The organism is Achromobacter sp. CSND-B12 (assembly GCF_052906545.1).
Map to the genome: position 1 here is coordinate 477,992 of NZ_JBREGJ010000001.1, position 22,537 is coordinate 500,528.

The 22,537-nt window shown below is 65.2% G+C and carries 24 protein-coding genes; 6 read left to right on the forward strand and 18 right to left on the reverse strand.

The genetic code is table 11. The features are described from left to right. Positions 1-4 precede the first annotated feature (4 nt). The 3 genes from iscR to uvrB all read right to left on the reverse strand — a co-directional run bounded on the left by iscR (position 5) and on the right by uvrB (position 3,520). Entirely contained in the window at positions 5-547 is a 543-nt protein-coding gene (gene iscR / locus ACUTAG_RS02125) for a Fe-S cluster assembly transcriptional regulator IscR (protein WP_006386175.1), read from the reverse strand. 192 nt (positions 548-739) lie between these two features. Then, positions 740-1,231: a low molecular weight protein-tyrosine-phosphatase gene (locus ACUTAG_RS02130; RefSeq protein ID WP_006386176.1), complete on the reverse strand. Its 492-nt coding sequence runs from the start codon at positions 1,229-1,231 to the stop codon at positions 740-742. Positions 1,232-1,480: 249 nt separating this feature from the next. Continuing rightward, positions 1,481-3,520 (reverse strand): excinuclease ABC subunit UvrB, encoded by a 2,040-nt coding sequence (uvrB, locus tag ACUTAG_RS02135; protein ID WP_006386177.1) that lies wholly within the window; start codon positions 3,518-3,520, stop codon positions 1,481-1,483. A gap of 170 nt (positions 3,521-3,690) precedes the next feature. Between uvrB and ACUTAG_RS02140 the strand changes: the two genes are divergently transcribed. Further along, positions 3,691-4,890 carry an amino acid aminotransferase gene (locus ACUTAG_RS02140; protein ID WP_026384515.1) on the forward strand — a complete coding sequence of 400 codons (1,200 nt, stop codon included), beginning with the start codon at positions 3,691-3,693 and terminating at the stop codon, positions 4,888-4,890. 155 nt (positions 4,891-5,045) lie between these two features. Beyond that, the gene (gene lexA / locus ACUTAG_RS02145) at positions 5,046-5,696 is read left to right on the forward strand and encodes a transcriptional repressor LexA (protein ID WP_020928330.1); all 651 of its coding nucleotides are present in this window, start codon (positions 5,046-5,048) and stop codon (positions 5,694-5,696) included. A gap of 110 nt (positions 5,697-5,806) precedes the next feature. Here the strand turns inward: lexA and lon are convergent, their stop codons facing one another. The 5 genes from lon to loiP form a co-directional block, all read right to left on the reverse strand. Continuing rightward, the gene (lon, locus tag ACUTAG_RS02150; RefSeq protein WP_020928331.1) at positions 5,807-8,257 is read right to left on the reverse strand and encodes an endopeptidase La; all 2,451 of its coding nucleotides are present in this window, start codon (positions 8,255-8,257) and stop codon (positions 5,807-5,809) included. A 250-nt stretch (positions 8,258-8,507) separates the two neighbouring features. Next, positions 8,508-9,806 (reverse strand): ATP-dependent Clp protease ATP-binding subunit ClpX, encoded by a 1,299-nt coding sequence (gene clpX, locus ACUTAG_RS02155; RefSeq protein ID WP_006386181.1) that lies wholly within the window; start codon positions 9,804-9,806, stop codon positions 8,508-8,510. A gap of 101 nt (positions 9,807-9,907) precedes the next feature. Continuing rightward, entirely contained in the window at positions 9,908-10,561 is a 654-nt protein-coding gene (gene clpP, locus ACUTAG_RS02160) for an ATP-dependent Clp endopeptidase proteolytic subunit ClpP (protein WP_006386182.1), read from the reverse strand. 4 nt (positions 10,562-10,565) lie between these two features. Further along, positions 10,566-11,876, reverse strand: a complete 1,311-nt coding sequence (gene tig / locus ACUTAG_RS02165; RefSeq protein ID WP_006386183.1) for a trigger factor — start codon at positions 11,874-11,876, stop codon at positions 10,566-10,568. Positions 11,877-12,044: 168 nt separating this feature from the next. Then, a complete protein-coding gene (gene loiP, locus ACUTAG_RS02170; RefSeq protein WP_006386184.1) occupies positions 12,045-12,800 on the reverse strand; it encodes a metalloprotease LoiP in 756 nt (251 codons plus the stop codon). Positions 12,801-13,062: 262 nt separating this feature from the next. On the opposite strand from loiP, the gene ACUTAG_RS02175 reads away from it, so the two are divergent. Beyond that, entirely contained in the window at positions 13,063-13,608 is a 546-nt protein-coding gene (locus tag ACUTAG_RS02175; protein ID WP_026384514.1) for a TIGR00645 family protein, read from the forward strand. 100 nt (positions 13,609-13,708) lie between these two features. Here the strand turns inward: ACUTAG_RS02175 and ACUTAG_RS02180 are convergent, their stop codons facing one another. The 5 genes from ACUTAG_RS02180 to ACUTAG_RS02200 form a co-directional block, all read right to left on the reverse strand. Further along, entirely contained in the window at positions 13,709-13,915 is a 207-nt protein-coding gene (locus ACUTAG_RS02180) for a cold-shock protein (RefSeq protein WP_006225311.1), read from the reverse strand. A 292-nt stretch (positions 13,916-14,207) separates the two neighbouring features. Next, positions 14,208-14,771, reverse strand: coding sequence for a DUF924 family protein (locus ACUTAG_RS02185; RefSeq protein ID WP_020928332.1), 564 nt, complete (start codon positions 14,769-14,771; stop codon positions 14,208-14,210). Between the two features lie 224 nt (positions 14,772-14,995). Then, positions 14,996-15,199, reverse strand: coding sequence for a cold-shock protein (locus ACUTAG_RS02190; protein WP_006220190.1), 204 nt, complete (start codon positions 15,197-15,199; stop codon positions 14,996-14,998). Positions 15,200-15,568: 369 nt separating this feature from the next. Further along, positions 15,569-15,889: a hypothetical protein gene (locus ACUTAG_RS02195; protein ID WP_006386188.1), complete on the reverse strand. Its 321-nt coding sequence runs from the start codon at positions 15,887-15,889 to the stop codon at positions 15,569-15,571. Positions 15,890-15,979: 90 nt separating this feature from the next. Beyond that, a complete protein-coding gene (locus tag ACUTAG_RS02200) occupies positions 15,980-16,378 on the reverse strand; it encodes a hypothetical protein (RefSeq protein ID WP_006386189.1) in 399 nt (132 codons plus the stop codon). A gap of 122 nt (positions 16,379-16,500) precedes the next feature. On the opposite strand from ACUTAG_RS02200, the gene ACUTAG_RS02205 reads away from it, so the two are divergent. Beyond that, positions 16,501-16,788, forward strand: coding sequence for a DUF2513 domain-containing protein (locus ACUTAG_RS02205; RefSeq protein WP_006386190.1), 288 nt, complete (start codon positions 16,501-16,503; stop codon positions 16,786-16,788). Between the two features lie 93 nt (positions 16,789-16,881). On the opposite strand, the gene ACUTAG_RS02210 is transcribed toward ACUTAG_RS02205, so the two are convergent. The 3 genes from ACUTAG_RS02210 to ACUTAG_RS02220 all read right to left on the reverse strand — a co-directional run bounded on the left by ACUTAG_RS02210 (position 16,882) and on the right by ACUTAG_RS02220 (position 18,826). Next, positions 16,882-17,154 (reverse strand): hypothetical protein, encoded by a 273-nt coding sequence (locus ACUTAG_RS02210; RefSeq protein WP_006386191.1) that lies wholly within the window; start codon positions 17,152-17,154, stop codon positions 16,882-16,884. 101 nt (positions 17,155-17,255) lie between these two features. Beyond that, positions 17,256-17,651: a RidA family protein gene (locus tag ACUTAG_RS02215; RefSeq protein ID WP_020928333.1), complete on the reverse strand. Its 396-nt coding sequence runs from the start codon at positions 17,649-17,651 to the stop codon at positions 17,256-17,258. Positions 17,652-17,677: 26 nt separating this feature from the next. Then, positions 17,678-18,826, reverse strand: a complete 1,149-nt coding sequence (locus ACUTAG_RS02220; RefSeq protein WP_006386193.1) for a DSD1 family PLP-dependent enzyme — start codon at positions 18,824-18,826, stop codon at positions 17,678-17,680. Positions 18,827-18,972: 146 nt separating this feature from the next. Here ACUTAG_RS02220 and ACUTAG_RS02225 point away from each other — a divergent pair, with 146 nt between their 5' ends. Then, positions 18,973-19,890, forward strand: coding sequence for a LysR family transcriptional regulator (locus tag ACUTAG_RS02225; RefSeq protein WP_006386194.1), 918 nt, complete (start codon positions 18,973-18,975; stop codon positions 19,888-19,890). 182 nt (positions 19,891-20,072) lie between these two features. Here the strand turns inward: ACUTAG_RS02225 and ACUTAG_RS02230 are convergent, their stop codons facing one another. Beyond that, positions 20,073-20,471, reverse strand: coding sequence for a RidA family protein (locus ACUTAG_RS02230; RefSeq protein WP_020928335.1), 399 nt, complete (start codon positions 20,469-20,471; stop codon positions 20,073-20,075). Positions 20,472-20,538: 67 nt separating this feature from the next. After that, positions 20,539-21,729 (reverse strand): MFS transporter, encoded by a 1,191-nt coding sequence (locus ACUTAG_RS02235; RefSeq protein ID WP_054436804.1) that lies wholly within the window; start codon positions 21,727-21,729, stop codon positions 20,539-20,541. 133 nt (positions 21,730-21,862) lie between these two features. On the opposite strand from ACUTAG_RS02235, the gene ACUTAG_RS02240 reads away from it, so the two are divergent. Next, entirely contained in the window at positions 21,863-22,444 is a 582-nt protein-coding gene (locus tag ACUTAG_RS02240; RefSeq protein WP_006386197.1) for a TetR/AcrR family transcriptional regulator, read from the forward strand. The last annotated feature ends 93 nt before the right edge of the window (positions 22,445-22,537 follow it).

Sequence of the window (22,537 nt, forward strand, 5' to 3'; positions counted from 1 at the left end):
CTGCTTATACGGTGGCATTGGCCGCGACGGTGGTGGTCGGGGCATTGGCGGCGGTGTTGGCGCCGCCCACCCGATTCACGCGTACCGCGCACGCCTGGGCTTGATTGTTGGCTTCCTGCAATTGGCGCACGCGCTGCTGATCGACCAGATCCTGCAGCGACACCGAATCCAGGTAATCGACCATCTTGCGATTGAGCGTGGCCCAGAGTTCATGCGTCATGCACTTGCCAGGCTTGCCGTCGTTGCCGCTCGTACAGTCCCGCTTGCCGCCACAGCTGGTGGCGTCCAGCGGCTCGTCCACGGCGAAGATGATGTCGGCCACGGTCACGTTGCGCGCCAGGCGGGCGAGCGAGTAACCGCCGCCGGGGCCGCGCACGCTGTCCACGAGTTCGTGGCGACGCAGTTTCCCGAACAGCTGTTCCAGGTAGGAAAGCGAAATATTCTGACGCTGGCTGATGGCCGCAAGAGTGACCGGACCGCTATGCTGCCGCATAGCCAGATCGATCATGGCAGTCACGGCGAAACGCCCTTTGGTAGTTAGCCGCATGGTGAATTCCCTGTGATTCGGCAATGGCCGCCGGCGAATCCGGCGGTCAATACCCGAGTAATTGGCTCAAGTATAGCAAATTCCCGAGTAATTTGGTATGGCTCCCGGCTAGAAAAAACCGCGCTGTCGCGCGGTTCTTTTCACTGCCAATTCACCGGGAGCCCCACAGGGCGCCCCGGCGCACAGGAGACCTCAGGCCGCCTGGTATTGGGTAGCGCGCTTGCGGACCAGTTCGAGCACGCCCTGACAGGCGTCTTCGAGGTAGTCCAGCACCTTGCCGAAACCATCGGCGCCGCCATAGTAGGGATCGGGCACGGTGGCTTCTTCGAACTCGTTGGCAAAGCGCATCAGCAGCATCAACTTGTGCTGATAGGCCTTGGGGCACTGCTGCTGCATGGCGGACAGATTGTCCCAGTCCATGGCGAGGATGAGGTCGAAGTCGCGGAAGTCTTCCGCGGTGACCTGGCGGGCCTCGCAGTGCGTGATCTCGTAGCCGCGCTTGCGCGCTGCGGCCTGCGCCCGGGCATCAGGCGCCTCGCCGATGTGAAACGCGTGCGTGCCCGCGGAGTCGATGCGAACCACATCGCCCAAACCCGCGTCGTTCACCAAATGGCGAAACACGCCCTCTGCGCTCGGCGAGCGACAGATATTGCCCATGCAAACGAAAAGTACCTTGGTCATCATGGGAGTAAGTGTGCGGGAAAACCCGAGATAAGGCAAGCTTTTTTTGCGCCCAGGGACTCTCTTTCGCGGCGATGCATCCTCGAAAATTTACCCTATAAATCAAATAGTTAAACGCTATATTTAACTTCATCCCAGGGCCGCGAGCCGCTTCGGTTACGCAAATTCCGGGCCCCGCTTCTGCAACACTTGCCTCATCATCACTTTCAGCAACCCGTCAGCGAAAAGACACATCAAGATACAGTTTTGCCCTCATACCGCGCCGTCCAGCAGCACCCGCTGCTTCAAGGCCGTCAGGGCATCGCGAGCGGCCGCGGCCTGCTCGAATTCCAGGTTGCGGGCATGGTCCATCATCAGCTTTTCAAGCCGCTTGATTTCGCGCGCCAGCGCCTTCTCGTCCTTCAGCAATTCGGCCGGCACCGCCGCTTCCAGCGCATCGTGCTGCACCGGGGCCACGATGCCGTCGATCAGCTCGCGCACCGCCTTCTGCACGCCGCGCGCGGTAATGCCGTGGTCGGCATTGAATTGCAATTGCTTGGCACGGCGCCGGCTGGTCTCTTCCATGGCCCGCTGCATCGAATCCGTGATGCGGTCGGCATACAGGATGGCGTGGCCATTCAGGTTGCGGGCGGCCCGGCCGATGGTCTGGATCAGGCTGCGCTCGGAACGCAGGAAACCTTCCTTGTCGGCATCCAGGATGGCCACCAGCGACACTTCCGGGATGTCCAGGCCTTCACGCAGCAGGTTGATGCCCACCAGCACGTCGAACGTGCCCAGGCGCAGGTCGCGGATGATCTCCACCCGCTCGACCGTATCGATGTCCGAGTGCAGGTAGCGCACCCGCACGCCGTGCTCGGTCAGGAAGTCGGTCAGGTCCTCGGCCATGCGCTTGGTCAGCGTGGTGACCAGCACCCGCTCGCCCTGGCTAGTGCGCGCCTTGATCTGGCCCAGCAGGTCGTCGACCTGCGTGCGGGCCGGCAACACCTCGACGATCGGGTCGACCAGGCCGGTGGGACGCACCACCTGCTCGACCACGTTGTCGGCATGCTCTTTTTCGTAGGCCGCCGGCGTGGCCGACACGAACACGCACTGGCGCATGCGGGCCTCGAACTCCTCCAGCTTGAGCGGGCGGTTGTCCAGCGCCGAGGGCAGCCGGAAACCATACTGCACCAGGGTTTCCTTGCGCGAGCGGTCGCCGCGGTACATGGCGCTGAGCTGGCCGATGGTGACGTGGCTTTCGTCGATGAACATCAGCGCGTCGGCGGGCAGGTAGTCGATCAGCGTGGGCGGCGGCTCGCCGGGCGCGGCGCCCGACAGATGGCGCGAGTAGTTCTCGATGCCCTTGCAGAACCCCAGTTCCTGCAGCATTTCCAGGTCGAAGCGGGTGCGCTGCTCCAGACGCTGGGCTTCCACCAGGTGGCCGTCATCGACGAAGCGCTTGGTGCGCTCGCGCAGCTCTTCCTTGATGGTCTCGATGGCGCGCAGCACGGTGTCGCGCGGCGTCACGTAGTGCGAACCCGGGTAGACGGTGAAGCGCGGCAGCTTCTGGCGAATACGGCCGGTCAGCGGATCGAACAGTTCGAGGCTTTCGATTTCGTCGTCGAACAGCGTCAGGCGCAGCGCCAGCTCGGCGCTTTCCGCGGGGAAGATGTCGATGGTTTCGCCGCGTACCCGGAACACGCCGCGGGTGAACTCGGCATCGTTGCGGGTGTACTGCATGGCCACCAGTCGCGCCAGGATCTCGCGCCGCGAAATCTGGTCGCCGGCGCGCAGGATCAGCACCATCGCGTGGTAGTCGCCGGGGTTGCCGATACCGTAGATGCACGACACGGTGCCCACGATGATGGTGTCGCGCCGTTCCAGCAGGCTCTTGGTGGCCGACAGCCGCATCTGCTCGATGTGTTCATTGATGGACGAATCCTTCTCGATGAACAGGTCGCGCGTCGGCACGTAGGCCTCGGGCTGGTAGTAGTCGTAGTACGAAACGAAGTATTCCACGGCGTTCTTGGGAAAGAACTCGCGCATTTCGGCGTACAGCTGCGCCGCCAGCGTCTTGTTGGGCGCCAGCACCAGCGCCGGCCGCCCGAGCTGGGCGATGACGTTGGCCATGGTGTAGGTCTTGCCCGAACCGGTCACGCCCAGCAGGGTCTGGTACATCAGGCCGTCCTGCACGCCCTGGATCAGTCCCTCTATTGCGCCCGGCTGGTCGCCGGCAGGCGGATAGGGTTGATACAGGTGGAATGGGCTGTCCGGGAAATCGACATACCCCGGGCCGGCCTCCGGGGCCGCCACGGCAGCGCCAGAGGGCCCATCGGTCGCCCCGTCGGTGACCGCGCCAACGGCTGCGGCACCCGCCGCGCTCGGGTCTATTGCGCTCTTAGGCATGCTAGACTGTTCCCAGGGTAAACCCCCCATTATCCACAGCACTTCCGACTGCGTCCACTCACCCTCAGCAGAGTCCCATGAGCACCCTTTTCGATTCCGTCGAACTCGCGCCGCGCGACCCCATTCTTGGCCTGAACGAACAATACAACGCGGACACCCGCCCCGGTAAAGTCAATCTGGGCGTGGGCGTGTACTACGACGACCAGGGCCGGATTCCCCTGCTGGGCGCCGTGCGCAAGGCGGAAATCGCCCGCATCGAGGCCGCCGCCGCCCGCGGCTACCTGCCGATCGAAGGCATCGCCGGCTACAACCAGGGCGCGCAAGCCCTGCTGATCGGCAAGGATTCCCCGCTGGCCGCCGCCGGCCGCGTCCTGACCACCCAGGCCCTGGGCGGCACCGGCGCGCTCAAGATCGGCGCCGACTTCCTGCGCCAGCTGCTGCCGACCTCGAAGGTCCTGATCAGCGACCCCAGCTGGGAAAACCACCGCGCGCTGTTCGAGCGCGCCGGTTTCGAAGTCGGCACCTACGCCTACTACGACGCGGCCACCCGCGGCCTGAACTTCGACGGCATGCTGGCCGCCCTGAAGGCCGCGCCGGCCAACACCGTGGTCGTGCTGCACGCCTGCTGCCACAACCCCACCGGTGTCGATCCCACCTTCGACCAATGGAAGCAGATCGCCGCGGTCGTCAAGGAAAACAAGCTGGTGCCGTTCCTGGACATCGCCTACCAGGGCTTCGGCGAAGGCCTGCATGAAGACGCCGCGGTCGTGCGCCTGTTCGCCGACCTCGACCTGACCATGTTCATCAGCTCGTCGTTCTCGAAGTCGTTCTCGCTGTACGGCGAGCGCGTCGGCGCCCTGACGGTCGTGGCCGGCAGCAAGGACGAAGCCACCCGCGTGCTGAGCCAGCTCAAGCGCGTCATCCGCACCAATTACTCCAATCCGCCCACCCACGGCGGCACGATCGTCTCCACGGTGCTGAACTCGCCCGAACTGTTCGCCATGTGGGAAGAGGAACTCGGCGCCATGCGCGACCGCATCCGCCTGATGCGCAAGCAGCTGGTCGAGAAGATCAAGGAACACGGCGGCAAGCAGGACTTCAGCTTCGTGCTGCAGCAGCGCGGCATGTTCTCGTACTCGGGCCTGACCTCGGCCCAGGTCGACCGCCTGCGCGAAGAGCACGGCGTCTACGCCGTCTCCAGCGGCCGCATCTGCGTGGCCGCGCTCAACAGCGGCAACATCGACCAGGTGGCCAAGGGCATCGCCGCGGTGCTCTAAGACTCAGCGCCAGCGTCACCCCCAAACGGGACCTTCGGGTCCCGTTTTCATTGCCTGTCACAAAACCATGCCCGATCAACGCTTGCTTTTTTGCGTTATGTCCCCCAGAATGCCGCTGTATATATGTACAGTCCGACACCCAACGGATCATCGCCATGGCCAGCAAACTCACTGATCGTCAACAGCAAATCCTGGACCTCATCCGGCAGACCGTCGCGCGCACCGGCTTTCCGCCCACCCGCGCCGAAATCGCCCAGGCCCTGGGATTTCGCTCGCCCAACGCGGCCGAAGACCATCTGAAGGCCCTGGCCCGCAAGGGCGCCATCGAACTCACGGCCGGCGCCTCGCGCGGCATCCGCCTGAAGGACAACTCCTCGACGCCGTCCCAGGCGCCGTTGCCCCTGCCCGGCCTGGCGCAGCTGCTGCTGCCGCTGGTGGGCCGCGTGGCGGCCGGCAGCCCTATCCTGGCCACCGAACACGTCGAACGCGAGATCGGCGTCGATTCCAGCCTGTTCGCCCAGGCGCCGGACTACCTGCTCAAGGTGCGCGGCATGAGCATGCGCGACGCCGGCATCCTCGAAGGCGACCTGCTGGCCGTCAAGAAAGCGTCCGAGGCCCGCAACGGCCAGATCGTGGTGGCCCGGCTGGGCGACGACGTCACCGTCAAGCGCCTGCAGCGCCAGAATGGCCGCATCGAACTGCTGCCCGAGAATCCCGACTTCAACGTCATCGTGGTCGAAGCCGACCAGGAATTCGCGCTGGAAGGCATTGCCGTTGGACTGATCCGTCCGCACGCGCTGCACTGATCCTTCCGCCCCAACCTGGCGCCCGCCCGACGGCCGCGCCAAAAAACAAACCCCGCTTGCGCGGGGTTTATTTTTGACGGCGCCCCTCGCGGGGCGCCGTGGGCCGGACATCAGTGCTTGAGCACCGGATCCGTGGAACCCGGTTCGGCCGGCTTGGCGACCAGCGGTTCCTTGACCGCTTCGTCTTCAGCCAGCGGCTCCGGCAGGCGTTCCAGGGCCAGCTCCAACACCTTGTCGATCCAGCGGACCGGCACGATCTCGAGATGGTTCTTGACGTTGTCCGGGATCTCCGCCAAATCCTTGACGTTTTCTTCCGGGATCAAGACCGTCTTGATGCCACCGCGGTGGGCGGCCAGCAGCTTTTCCTTCAGGCCGCCGATCGGCAGGACTTCGCCACGCAGCGTGATCTCGCCGGTCATGGCAACGTCGGCGCGCACCGGGATGCGCGACAGCGCCGACACCATGGCCGTGGTGATCGCGATACCGGCGGACGGACCGTCCTTGGGCGTCGCGCCTTCCGGCACGTGCACGTGCATGTCGTGCTTCTCGAACACGCTGTCGGCAAAGCCCAGGCGACGCGCCCGCGAGCGCACCACGGTGCGGGCCGCCTCGACCGATTCCTTCATCACGTCGCCCAGCGAACCGGTGCGTTGGATCACGCCCTTGCCGGGCATGTCCGCCACTTCGATCGTGAGCAGGTCGCCACCGACTTCCGTCCAGGCCAGGCCGGTCACCTGACCGATCTGGTTTTCCTTTTCGGCCATGCCGAAGGTGTAGCGGCGCACGCCGAGGTAGTCGCTGAGGTTCTCGCCCGTGACGTTGACCGGCTTGAGTTCGAAGGTCTTGCCTTCGGCCTTGGCGCGGTCGCTCTGGGTCAGCAGCTGCTTGATCACCTTGCGGCAGATCTTGCCCACTTCGCGTTCGAGCGCACGCACGCCGGCTTCGCGGGTGTAGTAGCGCACGATGTCGCGCAGCGCGCTGTCGTCGACGGTCAGCTCGGTATCCTTGACGCCGTTGTTCTTCATCAGCTTGGGCAGCAGATGGTCGCGGGCGATGTGGATCTTTTCTTCCTCGGTGTAGCCGGACAGGCGGATCACTTCCATCCGGTCCAGCAGGGCCGGCGGAATGTTCAGCGTGTTGCTGGTGGCCACGAACATGACGTCCGACAGGTCGAAGTCGACTTCGATGTAGTGGTCCTGGAACGTGTGGTTCTGTTCCGGGTCCAGCACTTCGAGCAGCGCCGACGAGGGATCGCCGCGGAAATCCATGCCCAGCTTGTCGATTTCATCGAGCAGGAACAGGGGATTGCGCACGCCGACCTTCGACATGTTCTGGACGATCTTGCCGGGCATCGAGCCGATGTACGTACGACGGTGGCCGCGGATCTCGGCCTCGTCGCGCACGCCGCCCAGGGCCATGCGCACGAACTTGCGGTTCGTGGCCTTGGCGATGGACTGGCCCAGCGAGGTCTTGCCGACCCCCGGAGGACCGACCAGGCACAGGATCGGCGCCTTGACCTTGTCCACGCGCTGTTGCACGGCGAGGTATTCGAGGATGCGTTCCTTCACCTTCTCCAGGCCGTAGTGGTCGTTGTCGAGCACCGTCTCGGCATTGGAGATGGAATTGTTGATCTTGCTCTTCTTCCTCCAGGGGAGATTGATGAGCGTATCGATGTAGTTGCGCACCACGGTGGCTTCGGCCGACATGGGCGACATGAGCTTGAGCTTCTTGAGCTCGGCATCGGCCTTCTTGCGCGCCTCCTTGGGCATGTGCGCGGCGATGATCTTCTTTTCGAGCTCCTCGATGTCGGCGCCCTCTTCGCCTTCGCCCAACTCCTTCTGAATGGCCTTGACCTGCTCATTCAGATAGTAGTCGCGCTGGCTCTTTTCCATCTGCTTCTTCACGCGGCCGCGGATCCGCTTTTCGACCTGGAGAATGTCGATTTCGGTTTCCAGCTGCGTGAGCAGGCCTTCGAGGCGCTCGGAGGTGCCGACGATCTCGAGCATCTTCTGCTTCTGCTCGAGTTTCAGCGGAAGATGCGCGGCGATCGTGTCGGCCAGGCGGCCGGCGTCATCGATGCCGGCGAGCGAGGTCAGGATCTCCGGGGGGATCTTCTTGTTGAGTTTTACGTATTGCTCGAACTGGGCGACGATCGCGCGGCGCAGGGCCTCGGTCTCGGAGCCCTGGACGGCGTCCGGCTCGATCGGGGTGACCTGGCAGGTGAAGTGCGAATCGGCGTCTTCGATGCTGTTGATGCGGGCGCGCTGGGTGCCCTCGACCAGCACCTTGACGGTGCCGTCGGGCAGCTTGAGCATCTGCAGGATGCCGGCGACGCAGCCGATCTCGTAGACGTCTTCGGGAGTGGGATCATCCTTGCCGGCGGATTTTTGGGCCACCAGCATGATGCTCTTGCCCGCTTCCATCGCAACCTCGAGCGCGCGGATGGAGCGCGGACGGCCGACGAACAGCGGGATGACCATGTGCGGGAACACCACGACGTCGCGCAGCGGCAGCAGGGGAAGGTCGATCGGGTCGGAAGGCAGGGTCTGGCTGGCAGACATAGGAGGTTCCTCGGTATGACTCGGCGTATCGGGGACAGGATGACCGGGTATACCCGGACAGCCCCGTCAGTTACGTCTGTTATGGGAACAATAGCCGAAAATTCAAGATCCCGGCGGCCCGATAAACAAAATGGAAAAAAAATCGGCGGCCGCCATCCCGTTATATTGGACGCACCCTGGGAGTGTGCGTTCAATCAGGCGCCGGAGACAAAAAAACCCGTTACGGAAACGGGTTTTTTTGAAATATCCGTCAGGCCGCGGCGTCGCGGACTTCTCCGCGCTCGGGCTTTTCGGCCGTCCCTTCCTCGTCGGCGTAGATCAGCAGGGGCTTGCCCTCGCCTTCGATCGCGCCTTCGTCGAGCACCACACGCTTGACGTTGCCTTGCGACGGCAGGTCATACATGGTGTCGAGCAGGGCCTGCTCGATGATGGAACGCAGGCCGCGGGCGCCGGTCTTGCGCTTGAGCGCCTTGCGGGCGATGGCCTTGAGCGCGGCGGGCCGCACGTCCAGCTCGGCGCCTTCCATGGCGAACAGCTTCTGGAATTGCTTGAGCAGGGCGTTCTTGGGCTCGGTGAGGATCTGCACCAGGGCAGCTTCATCGAGTTCGTCCAGCGTGGCGACCACGGGCAGGCGGCCGACCAGCTCGGGGATCAGGCCGAACTTGATCAGGTCTTCGGGCTCGACTTCGGAGAACAGCTCGCCGACGCCGCGCTCGGACTTGGCGCGCACGGAGGCGGAGAAGCCGATGCCGGACTTTTCGGTGCGGTCGCGGATGACCTTTTCCAGCCCGTCGAAGGCGCCGCCGACGATGAACAGGATGTTGGTCGTGTCGACCTGGACGAAGTCCTGGTTGGGGTGCTTGCGCCCGCCCTGCGGCGGCACCGAGGCCACCGTGCCTTCGATCAGCTTGAGCAGGGCCTGCTGCACGCCCTCGCCCGACACGTCGCGGGTGATGGACGGGTTGTCGGACTTGCGGGAAATCTTGTCGATTTCGTCGATGTAGATGATGGCGCGCTGCGCCTTCTCGACTTCGTAGTTGCAGTTCTGCAGCAACTTCTGAATGATGTTCTCGACGTCTTCACCGACGTAACCGGCTTCGGTCAGCGTGGTGGCGTCGGCCATGACGAACGGCACATTCAGCATGCGCGCGAGCGTCTGCGCCAGCAACGTCTTGCCCGACCCGGTGGGGCCGATCAGCATGATGTTGCTCTTGGACAACTCGACTTCGTCGCCCTTGATCTCGCCGTGGCGGATGCGCTTGTAGTGGTTGTAGACGGCCACCGCCAGCATGCGCTTGGGCGAGGTCTGCCCGATCACGTACTGGTCGAGGAACGTCTTGATTTCAGCCGGAGTGGGCAGTTCGGAACGAATCGCCGCGCGCGCGGTCGCCTGCGCTTCCTCGCGGATGATGTCGTTGCACAAGTCTATGCATTCATCGCAGATGAATACCGACGGACCCGCGATCAGCTTGCGGACTTCGTGCTGGCTTTTATTGCAAAACGAGCAATGCAGCACTTTTGCGTCTGCCGATCCCTTTTTTTCAGGCATATGTAGTCGTATCTCAGGTAAAGAAGCGCCGGACCGGGTAAAGGGCCCGGCGCCTGCGCTTACTCAAACAAGGCGGCAGCGGATGGGACTCAGCCGGGAAGTCAGCCTTCCGAGCGGGAGGTCATCACCTTGTCCACCAGTCCATACGATACCGCATCTTCGGCGGACATGAAGTTGTCACGTTCCGTGTCCAGGGCGATGCGGTCGATCGACTGGCCGGTATTGTCGGCCAGGATGCGATTGAGACGCTCGCGCAGGTCCAGGATCTCGCGAGCCTGGATCTGGATGTCGGAGGCCTGCCCCTGGGCGCCGCCCGAGGGCTGGTGGATCATGATGCGCGAGTTGGGCAGGGTGAAGCGCTTGCCCTTCTTGCCAGCCGCCAGCAGGAAGGCGCCCATGCTGGCCGCCAGGCCGGTGCACAGGGTCGACACGTCCGGCTTGACGAACTGCATGGTGTCGTAGATGGCCATGCCCGCGTACACCGACCCGCCGGGCGAGTTGATGTACAGGGAAATGTCCTTGTCAGGATTCTCCGATTCCAGGAACAGCAACTGGGCCACGACCAGGTTGGCCGTCGCGTCGTTGACCGGGCCCACCAGGAAGATGAGCCGCTCGCGGAGCAGGCGCGAATAGATGTCGTAGGCGCGTTCGCCGCGCCCCGACTGCTCGATCACCATGGGAATGTAGCCCAGGCCGGTGGGGGTCACCGACGACCCGCCATTCATTGCCGCATAGAAATCGGTGAATCTCTGCATAGTGTTACGCCATCCCCATCAACTGATCGAAAGGCACCTTTTCGTCGGTGACCTTGGCCTTTTCCAGAACGTGCGCGACGACGTTGTCTTCGAGCACGATCGCCTCGATTTCAGCACGACGCTGGCGGTCGGCCAGGTAATAGCTGACAACCTGGGCGGGTTGTTCGTAGTTTTCCGCGAATTCCTCGATGCGGGCGCGGACCTGTTCCGGCTTGGCCTGCAGCTGGGCTTGCTTGACCAGTTCGGACACCAGCAGGCCCAGGCGCACGCGGCGCTCGGATTCGGTCGAGAAGGCCTCGGCCGGGATCGGCACGGACTCGGCGTTCGGCACGCCACGCTGCTTGAGCTCTTCGCGGGCGGCGGCGATGCGGCTTTGCACGTCGTTGTCGACCAGCGCCTTCGGCACGTCGAACTTGCCGGCTTCGACCAGGGCGTCCATCACGCTGGCCTTGGTGCGGCCTTGCGAGCGCACCTTGACTTCGCGTTCGATGTTGCTGCGGATGTCGGCCTTGAGCTTTTCGATGTCGCCTTCGGCCTGGCCGAGCGACTTGGCGAATTCGGCGTTCAGTTCGGGCAGGACGCCTTCGGCCACTTCCTTGACGGTGATGGTGAATTCGGCGGTCTTGCCGGCGACTTCCTTGCCTTGGTAGTCATCGGGGAACTTGAGCGGGAAGACCTTGCTTTCGCCAGCCTTCAGGCCGCGGGCGGCTTCTTCGAATTCCGGCAGCATGCGGCCCTGGCCGAGCACGAAGGGGAAGTCTTCGGCCTTGCCGCCGTCGAACGGCACGCCGTCGATGGTGCCGGCGAAGTCCAGCGTGACGCGGTCGCCGTCTTGCGAGGCGCGGCCTTCACGGGCTTCGAACGTGGCGCGCTGCTTGCGCAGGACGTCCAGGGTCTGCTGCACTTCGGCGTCGGTGACCGCGGTTTCATAGCGGGTCACGGCCAGGGCCGACAGGTCCGGCACGGCGACTTCGGGGTAGACCTCGAACGTGGCGGTGAAGGCCAGCGTGTCTTCGCCGACGCCTTCCGTCTTGGGTTCCAGGTTCGGGGCGCCGGCGACGCGCAGCTTGGCGCCGTCGACGGCTTGTTCGAATGCACGGCCGACCTGGCTGTTGATCACGTCGTAGCGGATGCCGGGGCCATGGCTGCGCTCGAGCATGGCGAGCGGCGCCTTGCCGGGACGAAAGCCAGGGACCTTGGCGGTGCGGGCCACGCGCTTCAACTGCGCCTGGACTTCCTTTTCGACGTCGGCCACCGAGACGGCCAGATCAACACGGCGCTCGAGGCCGGAGAGGGTTTCAACCACAGGCTGCATTAAAAGACCTATTTTCCGAAAGATATGAGATGACGGGCGGATAAACGCGGCATTTTACCGGAAACTTCCGGACCCCTGACGCAAAGGGGCGCGAGCACCCGGATAAGCCCGGATGCTCGCGCCCCGTTTTCCACCCGGAAAGGGCGGCAAATTGCCCGCCAGGGCGCTTTACTTGGCCTTGGCGATGCGATCTTCGATGTGCTGCGCGCGCTTGGCCGAGGACGGGTGCGAGCTCATCATATCGCTCTTGCCGCCGTCCAGCTCGGCCAGCTTCTGGAACGCCGTCACCAGGCCGCGGGTGTTCAGCTTCTTGGCCTGCAGCTGGTCGAACGAGTAGTCGTCGGCGGCGCTTTCCTGCGACTGCGAGAACTGCGCGTTGATGAACTTCTCGGTCAGGTCGCCCAGCTGCGACGAGTTCAGGGCGGCGACCGTGGCGCCACCGGCGGCGCCGGCGGCATCGCGCGCGGCCGAGACCGTGTAGGCGGTCTGCATGGCCTTCTTGCTGTGGCCCAGCGCCACGTGGCCGATTTCATGGCCGACCACGCCCAGCACTTCGTCGTCGGTCATCATGTCCATCAGGCCGCTGTAGACGCGGATGCAGCCGTTGGCCATGGCCCAGGCGTTGACGTCCTTGGTGATGTAGACCTTGTAGTTGGCCTTCTGGCCGTTGACGGTGCCGCCCAGCTGCTTGGCGATCTTCTGCAGGCGCACGTCATACTTGCTGCCCGGCGCGGCGATCTTTTCCTGCGAATCGCTCTGCGCGCAAGCCTTGTCGGACAAAGTCTTGATTTCGGCATCGCTCAGGGTGGCGGCCTGCACCACCTTGCTGCCGGCGCCCACCAGTCCCCCGATATCGAGGGCATGCGACGCGGAGTAAGGGGCGAGAGCAACGGCCAGCGCGGCAACGGTGTAGCGGATCTTCATGAAAAAAACTCCTCTTGACTGACTCGGGTGCGAGTGAGGCCGCAATTCTATATACGCCCAAAGCTCTCAAACCGTTTCGCCACAGAGTTTCGCAAATGCGAACTTCACTTACACAAAAGGCATGCAAAAGACTCCTTACCGTGGTAAGTACCGCGCCTGCGACGTCAAACCGTCATCAAAAACAAATACCGGCGCAGGCCGGCGTTGTTAGAATTGCCGCCGCAGTTTTTTCCGCACTTCCTCATAACGGCTCGCAACCACCATGACCCCCAACACCCCTCCCCGCCTGGGCCTGCTGCCCAGCCTGATTTTCAGCTCGCGCTGGCTGCAACTGCCGCTTTATCTGGGACTGATCGTCGCCCAGGGCGTTTACGTGATGCTGTTCCTGAAGGAACTGTGGCACCTGCTGACGCATGCCACCAGCTTCGGTGAAATGGAGATCATGCTGCTGGTGCTGGGCCTGATCGACGTGGTGATGATATCGAACCTGCTGGTCATGGTGATCGTGGGCGGCTACGAGACCTTCGTGTCGCGCCTGCGCCTGCAAGGCCATCCGGACCAGCCGGAATGGCTCAGCCACGTCAACGCCAGCGTCCTCAAGGTCAAGCTGGCCATGGCGATCATCGGCATCTCCTCGATCCACCTGCTGCGCACCTTCATCGAGGCCGGCACGCTGGGCACGCCCAATGCGCGCTTCTCGGAGGCGGGCGTGATGTGGCAGACCATCATCCACGCGCTGTTCATCCTGTCCGCGCTGGGCATCGCCCTGGTCGACAGGCTGTCGACGCCCTCGCATCCCAAGCATTGAGCGCCCGGCGCGCGCCGCAGCAAAAAGAAAAGCCCCGACACTCGCGTGCGGGGCTTTTTTCATGGTGGCGCGCCGCCAGGGGCGCGCCATGGACCTGGACTCAGGCGGCCACCTTGATGTTCTTGGCGCTCGGGCCCTTGGGGCCGGTACCGACCTCGAACGTGACCCGTTGGTTTTCCTGCAGCGACTTGTAGCCTTCGCTGCGGATTTCCGAGTAGTGGGCGAACAGATCCTTGCTGCCGTCGTCGGGCATGATGAAGCCATACCCTTTTTCGGCGTTGAACCACTTGACGATGCCGGTTGCCATGGAATTTCCTCGAACCTAAAGAAGCGATTGCTCGCGGGGCGCCAGATGATCAAGGATGGGAGAGGAAAGCAACGCAGCACCACTGACCGCGACAAGTTGAACGCAGACCGCGTCTCTTGAAAATCTCGCTGGACCCAGTGTATTGGCGAACCTCGAAAAACGTCAAATAGACGATCATCGCAAGCGTCGCGCCCTGCCCGCGGCGAGGCTGCGATCGCTTTTTTTCAACTCGCCATGCGTCGATACAGGCGGATACGCTCGCGCGCAAGGCATGCCGCGCCGCCGCCCTGCCTCATCCGGCAAAGCCGCCGGCGTCCAGGAACTCCTGCTCGGGCTGCGTCGTCTGCCGGCCCAGCGCGGCGTTGCGATGGGGGAAGCGGCCGAAGCGCTTGATGATGTCGCGATGCAGGACGGCCCAGCGCACCGCGTCGGCGCCCAGGGGTTCCATCAGCGCCACCGCCCGGTTCTGCGCGGCGACGGTTTCCGCATGCTCGAAGGGCATATAGAAAAACTGGCGCAGCGCCGGATCGACGGCCAGGTCGTGGCCGGCGGCAATGGCGCGCTCGGCGAACACCAGCGCCAGCGGATCGGTGGCGAACATGTGCGCGGTGCCACGGTATGCGTTGCGAGGATACTGGTCCAGCAGGATCATCAACGCCAGCGCCCCCTCGGGCTCGTCCATCCAGGCATCGAGCTGGCGTGCCGCCGCGGCCATGTGGGCCGGGCCGCAATGCTGGCGGAAGCGCTCATCGAAGGCCGCGTCCTTGGTGAACCATTGCTGCGGCCCGGCGTCGCGCCAGAACGCCACGATGTCCGCCGCGCGCAGGGAAACAGGTTCTTGGCCAGGTTGGGTCATGGAGATCATCCTCGATCGATTGCGGGTGCGGGGTGCGGGTCCGCCGCCAGGCGGGCGGAAGGACGGGGAACTGGCGCAAGGATACCGCGAGCCAGGAACACTGGCAGCGACTGCGGCGGCCCCGCCAAGAGGCCACAGGCGCCGCCGGACAGCAAAAGGGCTCCCCGATGGGGAGCCCAGATGCAAAAAAGCCCCCGAAGGGGCTTTTCCGAAAAGTCAGAGCCTTACAGGACCTGAATCTTCGTGGCTTGCGGGCCCTTGGGGCCATTGGCCGTCACAAAGCTGACGCGCTGGTTCTCTTCCAGAGACTTGAAGCCCGAGCCCTGAATTTCGGAGAAGTGAGCGAACAGATCCTTACCACCCGCTTCCGGGGTGATGAAGCCATAGCCTTTTTCCGAATTGAACCACTTAACGACGCCGGTTTCCATACTGTATTTCCTAGAGATAATGGGCAAATGCCCGGAGGTCACGAATCAATCAAGGAGGGGACAGTAGAACAATAACGCTGAGCCGGAAAAGGCACGGCACTGAACGAAAATCGCAACGCTTGTGATCGTGTGCCGACACTATCGTTATGTTCCCCTCACAAGTCAACATAATCCTAAAAAATACGTGCCAATAATGCAACAAAGAGAAACTGCGAACAAAATTTACACGTTTTCATAGGCAAAAAGAAGGCCTGCATAGGTGTAAACACCCACGCATCATAAAAAAACAATCAAGGCTTATATAAATGCCATCAAAGGGCGTCGCTCACACATACGCCGTTTGGATGGCACTTTGGTTTGCCGTCAGGCTTACTCTTCGATAGGTAAACCCAACAGATCGAGCGCCGCGTTGAAAGCTTCGGGGCCCGAGCAAAGGAAAACCGCCACGTCGCCGGGATTCATATTCTCCAGGACCTGGTCGATTTGGTCTTGCGCATTATCAACATTGTCGACACCAGCGGCGTGAATGTCCGCGCCGGCTTCGACTTTCTCGCGGGGCACGAGGTCGGCGATCGCCTCCAGATCGTCCATGCCGGTCACGACATAGGCGCTGATGCTCTCGCCATCCAGCGTTGTGTGCAGCTCAACGCCGCCCGCCACGTCGGCAACATGCCGACTCAGTATTTCCATGATCACTCTTCCTAGACTTGCGGGCCGGGCCCGCCTGGGCGCGCCCGCACGGGTGCGCACACGCCCAGGCGCGACTATAACAGCCTTATGCTAAGGCTTCCTGACAGCCGGTCCCAAAGAGCGGCGGGCGGCGCCGGAGGTGGCCGCCACGCTGCGGCTGCGCACGCCGGCGGCGGCCAGCGCGGCCAGCAGCGGCTTCTGCGCATCCAGGAAGGCGGCCTTCTCGTCGTCCGCCAACTTGCACAGGAACATCTGCGCCAGCAACTGCGTGCGGCGAGCCTTGCGATTGTCGGCCTCCTGGGCCAGCCAGGCGGCCACCCAGTCGGCGGCCGCCTGCGCGTCGCCCTGGTGCTTGACGTGCCCCAGCAGGTCGAACACGGTGACGCCGGCGATGGCGCCGTCCTCGGCGCGCGTCAGGAAGAGCTTGGCGGCCTGGCCGCTGTAGCCCGGGACCAGGGCAATGCAATCGCGCTCGGCGGGTTTCTTCATGGGTACTGCCTGTATCGGTTATCGGTAACCCTGCAATGTAACCCGCGCCCGCCGCTGTCGCGTGGGCGCCACGGAACTCTGCTATCGTCGGCCTGTTTTTCCCCAACTCTACGGCGGACATCATGCAACGCGATTTCGATCTGGTCGTCACCATCCTGGGAGCCCTGCGCGACGCGCCGGGCCCCAACCTGAGCACCCATGACATCAAGGAAGCGGCCCTGGCCCACGAACAAGGCCTGCAGTTGGTCGCGCACCACCTCGACCTGCTGGCCGACGCGGGCCTGGTCAAGCAGGTCAGCGAAACGGCGGCGACCGCCGGCGATACCCGCTGGCGCATCACCTGGAAGGGTTACGACGCGCTGGAACAGGACGAAGAAGACGACGACGAGGATTTCGACGCCGAGGAATGAGGCGCGCCCCGGCCCTTGCGACGCGGCCGGCGGGCGTGTCATCGCGCCCCGCCGGCGGCCCGGCGGCCACGCCCGGCCAGGTTCCGGAACGGCTCAGTGGCGCCGCAGGATGCGCCGCGTCAACAATGCGGCCGCGGCGCCGATCACCAGACTGAACATGAAGGCGGCAACCGCGAGCATCGCCGCCTGATCGCCGAAACCGGCAGATCGCGACAACACCACCACCACGGCGCAGACCGCCGCGGCCCATACCACCACGCCCGCGAGCACGCGGCCCGGTGTGCGCAACCGGCCGCACAGCGACCCACCCACGAGCGCCGCGGCCACCATGGCGGCCATGGACCAGAACAGATATTCGTAGTGCATGCGGACGGACTCCCCTGCGGTATTGAGGCGAGCGCATTATAGGCGGGCGCGCCGCCCATCTGTCCCCGAGATCCAGGACGTCAGCCGCGCCGGCGCCCGCCTCAGGCCTGCGGCGCGACCGCGACGGCGCTGATTTCCACCAGCGCCCCATAGTGCAATTCCCGTGTCGGCACGATGGCGCGAGCGGGGCGGTGATCGCCGAAGCTGCGTTCGTAGACGCCGTTCACCTCGTTCCACATGCCAACGTCCGGGATGTACACCGTGACATTGACCACCGCGGACATCGATGTCCCCGCGGCTTGCAGAATGGCCGCCAGGCTGCGCAGCGCGGCCTCGGTCTGCGCGGCCACGCCTTGCGCGAGGCGTGGCGGCTCGCCGGGCTGGACGGGCGGCAGGAAACCCAACTGCCCGGAAACGAAGACAAAGCCATTGGCGCGCACGGCCTGCGAATAGTGGCCGGCCGGCGGCGTCGCATGGGGGGTGGATATGATGTCCATCTCGACTCCTGGAGGTTGCGGCCGGGCTACCAGCCGCGGAAACGTTGCCATTGCGCCACGACCTGGCGATCGCCGCTACGCACCACGGCGTAGGCGTCATGCTGGGCGCAGGTGGCGCAGGCGTGGTTCGGCACGATCCGCAGCCGGGTGCCCAGCGGCAGATCGGGCAAGGTGGCGCCGCTGCCCGCGCGCAGCTTGATGATGCCCTGCTCCTGGTTGGTCTCGGCCAGCAGCAGGTCGGGATAGACCTGGCCATCCGCGTCGCACACCAGCCCGTACAACTGGTCCACCGGCTGCCGGGCCGTCCCGCGATCGCGCGACATGGCCATCCAGCCGGCATCGACCAGGATCCAGCCCTTGTCGGGCTGGTGGCCGATCACCGTGGTCAGCACGCTCGCGGCGATGTCGTCCACGGCGCACACGCCCAGTCCCGCCATGACGAGGTCGAAAAACACGTAGACGCCGGCGCGCACTTCGGTCACGCCCTCCAGGTTGCGGGCGAAATGGGCGGTGGGCGTGGAGCCCACGCTGACCACCGGGCACGGCAGGCCGGCGGCGCGAATCGTTTCGGCGCAGCCGACGGCGGCCAGGCGTTCCTGCTCGGCCATGTCGGCGATCGCCTCCACGCTGCGGCAGCCATAGGACTCGCCGGCATGGGTCATGACGCCGCGCAGGCACCCGGCGGCATGCAGTGTTCGCGCGATTTCCAGCAACTGTCCGGCCTGGCCCGGCTGCACCCCGGCGCGGTGGCCATCGCAATCGATTTCGATCAGCGCCGGAATCGCGGCGCCCTCTTCGAGCGCGCGCGCGGCCACGGCCTGCGCCGCCTCGACGCTGTCGACCACCACGGTCAGGTCGACGCCACCACGCCGCAGCGCCAATACGCGTTCGAGCTTGGCGGGCGCCACGCCCACGGCATACAGCAGGTCGGTCACGCCCGCCGCCGCGAACTGCTCGGCCTCCTGCAGCGTCGACACCGCCGCCGGCCCTTCGGGCCGCGCCATGACGCGACGCGCGACCTCGATCGATTTGGGCGTCTTCAGGTGCGGACGCAGCTGCACCCCATGGCCGGCCATCAGGCGGTTCAGGCGCTCGATGTTGCGTGTCATGCGGGTTTCGTCCAGCAGCAGGCAGGGCGTATCCAGCGTATCCAGGGTGACGGAGGCAGTGGTCATGGCGATATCGGTGAAGCTGAAACGGGCGCGCGGGAAGGAGTGCAACGCGGATGGCGCCCGGGTATCCGTCCGCAGGTTCGCAGTATGGCGCGCCAGGGCGCTTGCGTGTTTAATCAGTGCTTAATCAATCATTAAGGCGATTCTGAATGATCACCACGGATGACCTGCGCTTTTTCCTGAGCCTGGCCGCCACCAGCTCGCTGGCGCAAGCGGCGCGCGCGCTCGACGTGACGCCGCCCGCCGTGACCCAGCGCTTGCATGCGTTGGAAAAACGCCTGGGCGTGCGCCTGGTCAATCGTTCCGGGCGCGGCACCGCGTTGACCGACGAGGGCCGCCTGCTGGCGCTGCGCGCCGGGCAGATCTGCGGGGAACTGAACGAGCTGGCCGATGAGCTGGCGGGGCGGCGCGGCGTGGTGGCCGGCCATCTGCGCGTTGTCGCGCCGCTGGGATTCGGCCAGCGGTACGTGGCGGGACTGGTGGCGGAGTTTCGCCAGCACAGCGACAACGTGACCGCCAGCCTGGTGCTGTCCGACGGTCCGCCGCGGCTGGCAAGCGATGACTGGGACGTCATGGTTCACATCGGCGAGCTGCGCGATTCCACGCTGGTGGCGTATCCCCTGGCGCCGAACCGGCGCATCCTGTGCGCGTCGCCCGCATACCTGGCTCGCCACGGGGCGCCCGCCAAGCCCGAAGACCTGCGCGACCACGACTGCATCGCGTTGCGTGAAAACGAAGAGGACGTGACGCTGTGGCGCTTCAAGCGCGGTCGCGGCCCGGTGGTGGGCGTGCGCATTGCCCCCGTGCTATCGAGCAATACCGGGGCCACGGCGGTGGCCTGGGCGCTGGCGGGGCATGGCATCGTGGCGCGATCGGAATGGGATGTGGCCGAGCACGTGAAGCGCCGCGCGCTGGTGCCGTTGCTGCCGGGCTGGAGCCTGCCCGAGGCGAATGTGGTGGCGCTGGTGAAATCACGCCAGGACCTGCCCGCGCGCACCGCGGGCTTTCTGGCCCACCTGCGCGAAGCCTTTGCGGCCACGCCATGGCGCGACAAGGGCCAGGCGTAGCGGTGTGAAGAAGGGGAACCAGCGGGAGGCGTGTTCATCCGACGCGGCGCCGGAAAGTCGGTGGACTCTGCAAAGCCGTGCCTGCCGGCGCGAGCCGGATGAACGTTCGCAGGATGCCAGATCGCGGGACGCCCGGGGCTGGCGCTTCCGATAAATCGGACTCCTCGATCCCTCCGCCACACTCAATCGAGCATGGCTTCCGCTTCGATCTCGACCAGCCATTCCGGCAACGACAGGCCGCTGACGATGATCCATGACGAGGGTGGCGGATCGTTCGGGAAGCGGTCGCGCAGCACTTGCGCGATCGACTCCTGGTCCTCGCGCGCCGTTTCGCAGATGTAGATGCGCAGCATGATGACCTGCGCCAGTGTGCCGCCGGCCGCCGCCAGCACGCGTTCGATATTGTCGATCGCCGCGTCGGCCTGTTCGCGCAGCCCTGGGCTGACCGTGCGCTCCTGCGCATCGACGCCGACCTGGCCCGACAGCAGCATGCGGCGCTGGCCGGTCACGATCACGGCCTGGCTGAAGCCATATTGCACCGTATTGAAGACAGTATCGGGATTGACGACGGTTCGGGACATCTGGATTCTCCTGGTGGGCGGCGCGCCCCGCGGCGCGGCGCTTGCGCCATTCTAGAGGCGCCCGCCATCAGGCGGCCGCGGGCGCGGGCCGCGCGCCACGCGCCGCGTACACGGCCACCAGCAACACCACCGCGCCCGCGCCGACCGCGGTCCAGAAGCCCGCGCCGACGCCATGATGATCCACGATCCAGCCCGCCAGCGCGGCGCCAGCCGCGACGCCCGCGCCCAGGCCCGTCACCAGCCAGGTCAATCCCTCGGTAAGACGGCGGCCCGGCACGGTGCTCTCCACCAAGGCCATGGCGATGATCATGGTCGGCGCGAACGACAGCCCAGCCAGCAAAACGCCCAGGGACAGCGTGAGCAGGTCGCCGACCCACAGCAGCGGCAAGGTGGTGAAGGCGGTCACGCTGGCGGCCACGGCCAGCAACCGCGCCAGCGGCGTCTGGAACTTGAGCACGCCGAACGCCAGGCCGGCGACGCACGATCCCAGCGCGTAGGCCGACAGCACCATGCTGGCCCCGGCCGGCAGGCCCTGCTGGCGCGCGAAGGCCACGCTCATCACGTCGATGGTGCCGACGATGACCCCCATGGCGGCCATCATCGCGGTCAGTTGTCGCATCAGCGGCACGCCCAGCACCGAGGTCTCACGGCCCGCTTCGCGCGGCTGCACCGCCGGCGCGGTGGCACGCTGCAGCACGAAGGCGGTGACGCCCAGGCCCAGCAGCAGCGCCGCGCCGAGCGGGCCGGCTTCGGGGAAGAGGATGACGCACAGGCCCACGGCCAGCGGCGGGCCGATGATGAAGCTCAATTCGTCCAGCACCGATTCGAGCGCATAGGCGGTGCGCAGTTGCGGCCGGTCGCGATAGATCTCGGTCCAGCGGGCCCGCGCCATGGCCGGCATGCTGGGCAGGCTGCCCGCCAGCGCAGCGAACACGAACAGGGTCCAGTCGGGCGCCTGCAGGCGCACGCAGGCGGCCAGGCCGATCAGCCCCGCCACGCTGGCGCCCGCCGCCAGCGGCAGCACCCTGCCCTGCCCGTGGCGATCCACCAGGCGTGAAATGCGCGGCGCGAGCAGCGCCGTGGCCAGGGCGAAGGTGGCCGCGACCGCGCCCGCCAGGGTGTAGGCGCCCCGCACTTGCGACAGCATGGTGATGATGCCGATGCCGATCATCGGCAGCGCCAGCCGCGCCACGGCGCATGCGGCGACAAAACCGGCGGCGCCGGGCGCCAGGAACAATTCGCGATAAGGATTGGACACCCGGAACCTCTGGGATGTTGCGGGCCGGCGACAGCCAGCCGGACAAATTTACATACGTGACGTATGTGAGATGGTATTCACATGCATGGCGCATGTCAATTAACATACGACCCGTATGTCATTGGAGCCAGCCATGTCGCGATCGCGCGCCGAGATGATCGAGGAAACCCGCGGAAAACTGTTGGCGACGGCGCGCGAGTCGTTTCGCCGCGCCGGTTACGCCGGCACCTCGATGGATGACCTGACCGCCGCCGCCGGCCTGACCCGGGGAGCGTTGTATCACCATTTTGGTGACAAGCAAGGTCTGCTCGCCGCGGTGGCCGCGCAGATCGACGCCGAGATGGAGGCGCGGCTGCAGGCCATCTCGCGGGATGCGCCCGACGCCTGGACCGCGCTGCGCGAGCGCTGCCGCGCGTATCTGGAAATGGCCGCCGACCCCGAGATCCGCCGCATCGTGCTGCAGGATGCGCGCGCCGTGCTGGGCCATGCCGGCGCCGCCGCCCAGGAACAATGCACCGCGTCGCTGGGCGAGTTGCTGCAGGACCTGATGGACCAAGGCGTGATCGTCGCCGCGCCCCCGCGCGCGCTCGCCCGGATGTTGCATGGCGGCCTGGCCGAAAGCGCATTCTGGATCGCCGAGGACGATGGCCCGGCGCGCCTGGCGCAGGCCTTGCAGGCGCTCGATCTGCTGCTGCAGGGCATGCGCCGGCGCTGACCGGATCGATGCCCGTGGGCGGCCCTCGCGGCAAACGCCATCGTCGCGCATAATGCGCTCAGCGCGCTCAGTGCCCCACCGGCCCGCGCCCCT

Coding starts and splice junctions, on each gene's coding strand:
- lon (WP_020928331.1), bottom strand. CDS start 8,257: ATGTCTGCCAGCCAGACCCTGCCTTCCGACCCGATCGACCTTCCCCTG.
- loiP (WP_006386184.1), bottom strand. CDS start 12,800: ATGAAGATCCGCTACACCGTTGCCGCGCTGGCCGTTGCTCTCGCCCCT.
- ACUTAG_RS02215 (WP_020928333.1), bottom strand. CDS start 17,651: ATGGACATCATATCCACCCCCCATGCGACGCCGCCGGCCGGCCACTAT.
- clpX (WP_006386181.1), bottom strand. CDS start 9,806: ATGCCTGAAAAAAAGGGATCGGCAGACGCAAAAGTGCTGCATTGCTCG.
- lexA (WP_020928330.1), top strand. CDS start 5,046: ATGGCCAGCAAACTCACTGATCGTCAACAGCAAATCCTGGACCTCATC.
- clpP (WP_006386182.1), bottom strand. CDS start 10,561: ATGCAGAGATTCACCGATTTCTATGCGGCAATGAATGGCGGGTCGTCG.
- ACUTAG_RS02175 (WP_026384514.1), top strand. CDS start 13,063: ATGACCCCCAACACCCCTCCCCGCCTGGGCCTGCTGCCCAGCCTGATT.
- iscR (WP_006386175.1), bottom strand. CDS start 547: ATGCGGCTAACTACCAAAGGGCGTTTCGCCGTGACTGCCATGATCGAT.
- tig (WP_006386183.1), bottom strand. CDS start 11,876: ATGCAGCCTGTGGTTGAAACCCTCTCCGGCCTCGAGCGCCGTGTTGAT.
- ACUTAG_RS02205 (WP_006386190.1), top strand. CDS start 16,501: ATGCAACGCGATTTCGATCTGGTCGTCACCATCCTGGGAGCCCTGCGC.
- ACUTAG_RS02225 (WP_006386194.1), top strand. CDS start 18,973: ATGATCACCACGGATGACCTGCGCTTTTTCCTGAGCCTGGCCGCCACC.
- ACUTAG_RS02210 (WP_006386191.1), bottom strand. CDS start 17,154: ATGCACTACGAATATCTGTTCTGGTCCATGGCCGCCATGGTGGCCGCG.
- ACUTAG_RS02185 (WP_020928332.1), bottom strand. CDS start 14,771: ATGACCCAACCTGGCCAAGAACCTGTTTCCCTGCGCGCGGCGGACATC.
- ACUTAG_RS02130 (WP_006386176.1), bottom strand. CDS start 1,231: ATGATGACCAAGGTACTTTTCGTTTGCATGGGCAATATCTGTCGCTCG.
- ACUTAG_RS02190 (WP_006220190.1), bottom strand. CDS start 15,199: ATGGAAACCGGCGTCGTTAAGTGGTTCAATTCGGAAAAAGGCTATGGC.
- ACUTAG_RS02230 (WP_020928335.1), bottom strand. CDS start 20,471: ATGTCCCGAACCGTCGTCAATCCCGATACTGTCTTCAATACGGTGCAA.
- ACUTAG_RS02220 (WP_006386193.1), bottom strand. CDS start 18,826: ATGACCACTGCCTCCGTCACCCTGGATACGCTGGATACGCCCTGCCTG.
- ACUTAG_RS02195 (WP_006386188.1), bottom strand. CDS start 15,889: ATGGAAATACTGAGTCGGCATGTTGCCGACGTGGCGGGCGGCGTTGAG.
- ACUTAG_RS02240 (WP_006386197.1), top strand. CDS start 21,863: ATGTCGCGATCGCGCGCCGAGATGATCGAGGAAACCCGCGGAAAACTG.
- ACUTAG_RS02200 (WP_006386189.1), bottom strand. CDS start 16,378: ATGAAGAAACCCGCCGAGCGCGATTGCATTGCCCTGGTCCCGGGCTAC.
- ACUTAG_RS02140 (WP_026384515.1), top strand. CDS start 3,691: ATGAGCACCCTTTTCGATTCCGTCGAACTCGCGCCGCGCGACCCCATT.
- ACUTAG_RS02180 (WP_006225311.1), bottom strand. CDS start 13,915: ATGGCAACCGGCATCGTCAAGTGGTTCAACGCCGAAAAAGGGTATGGC.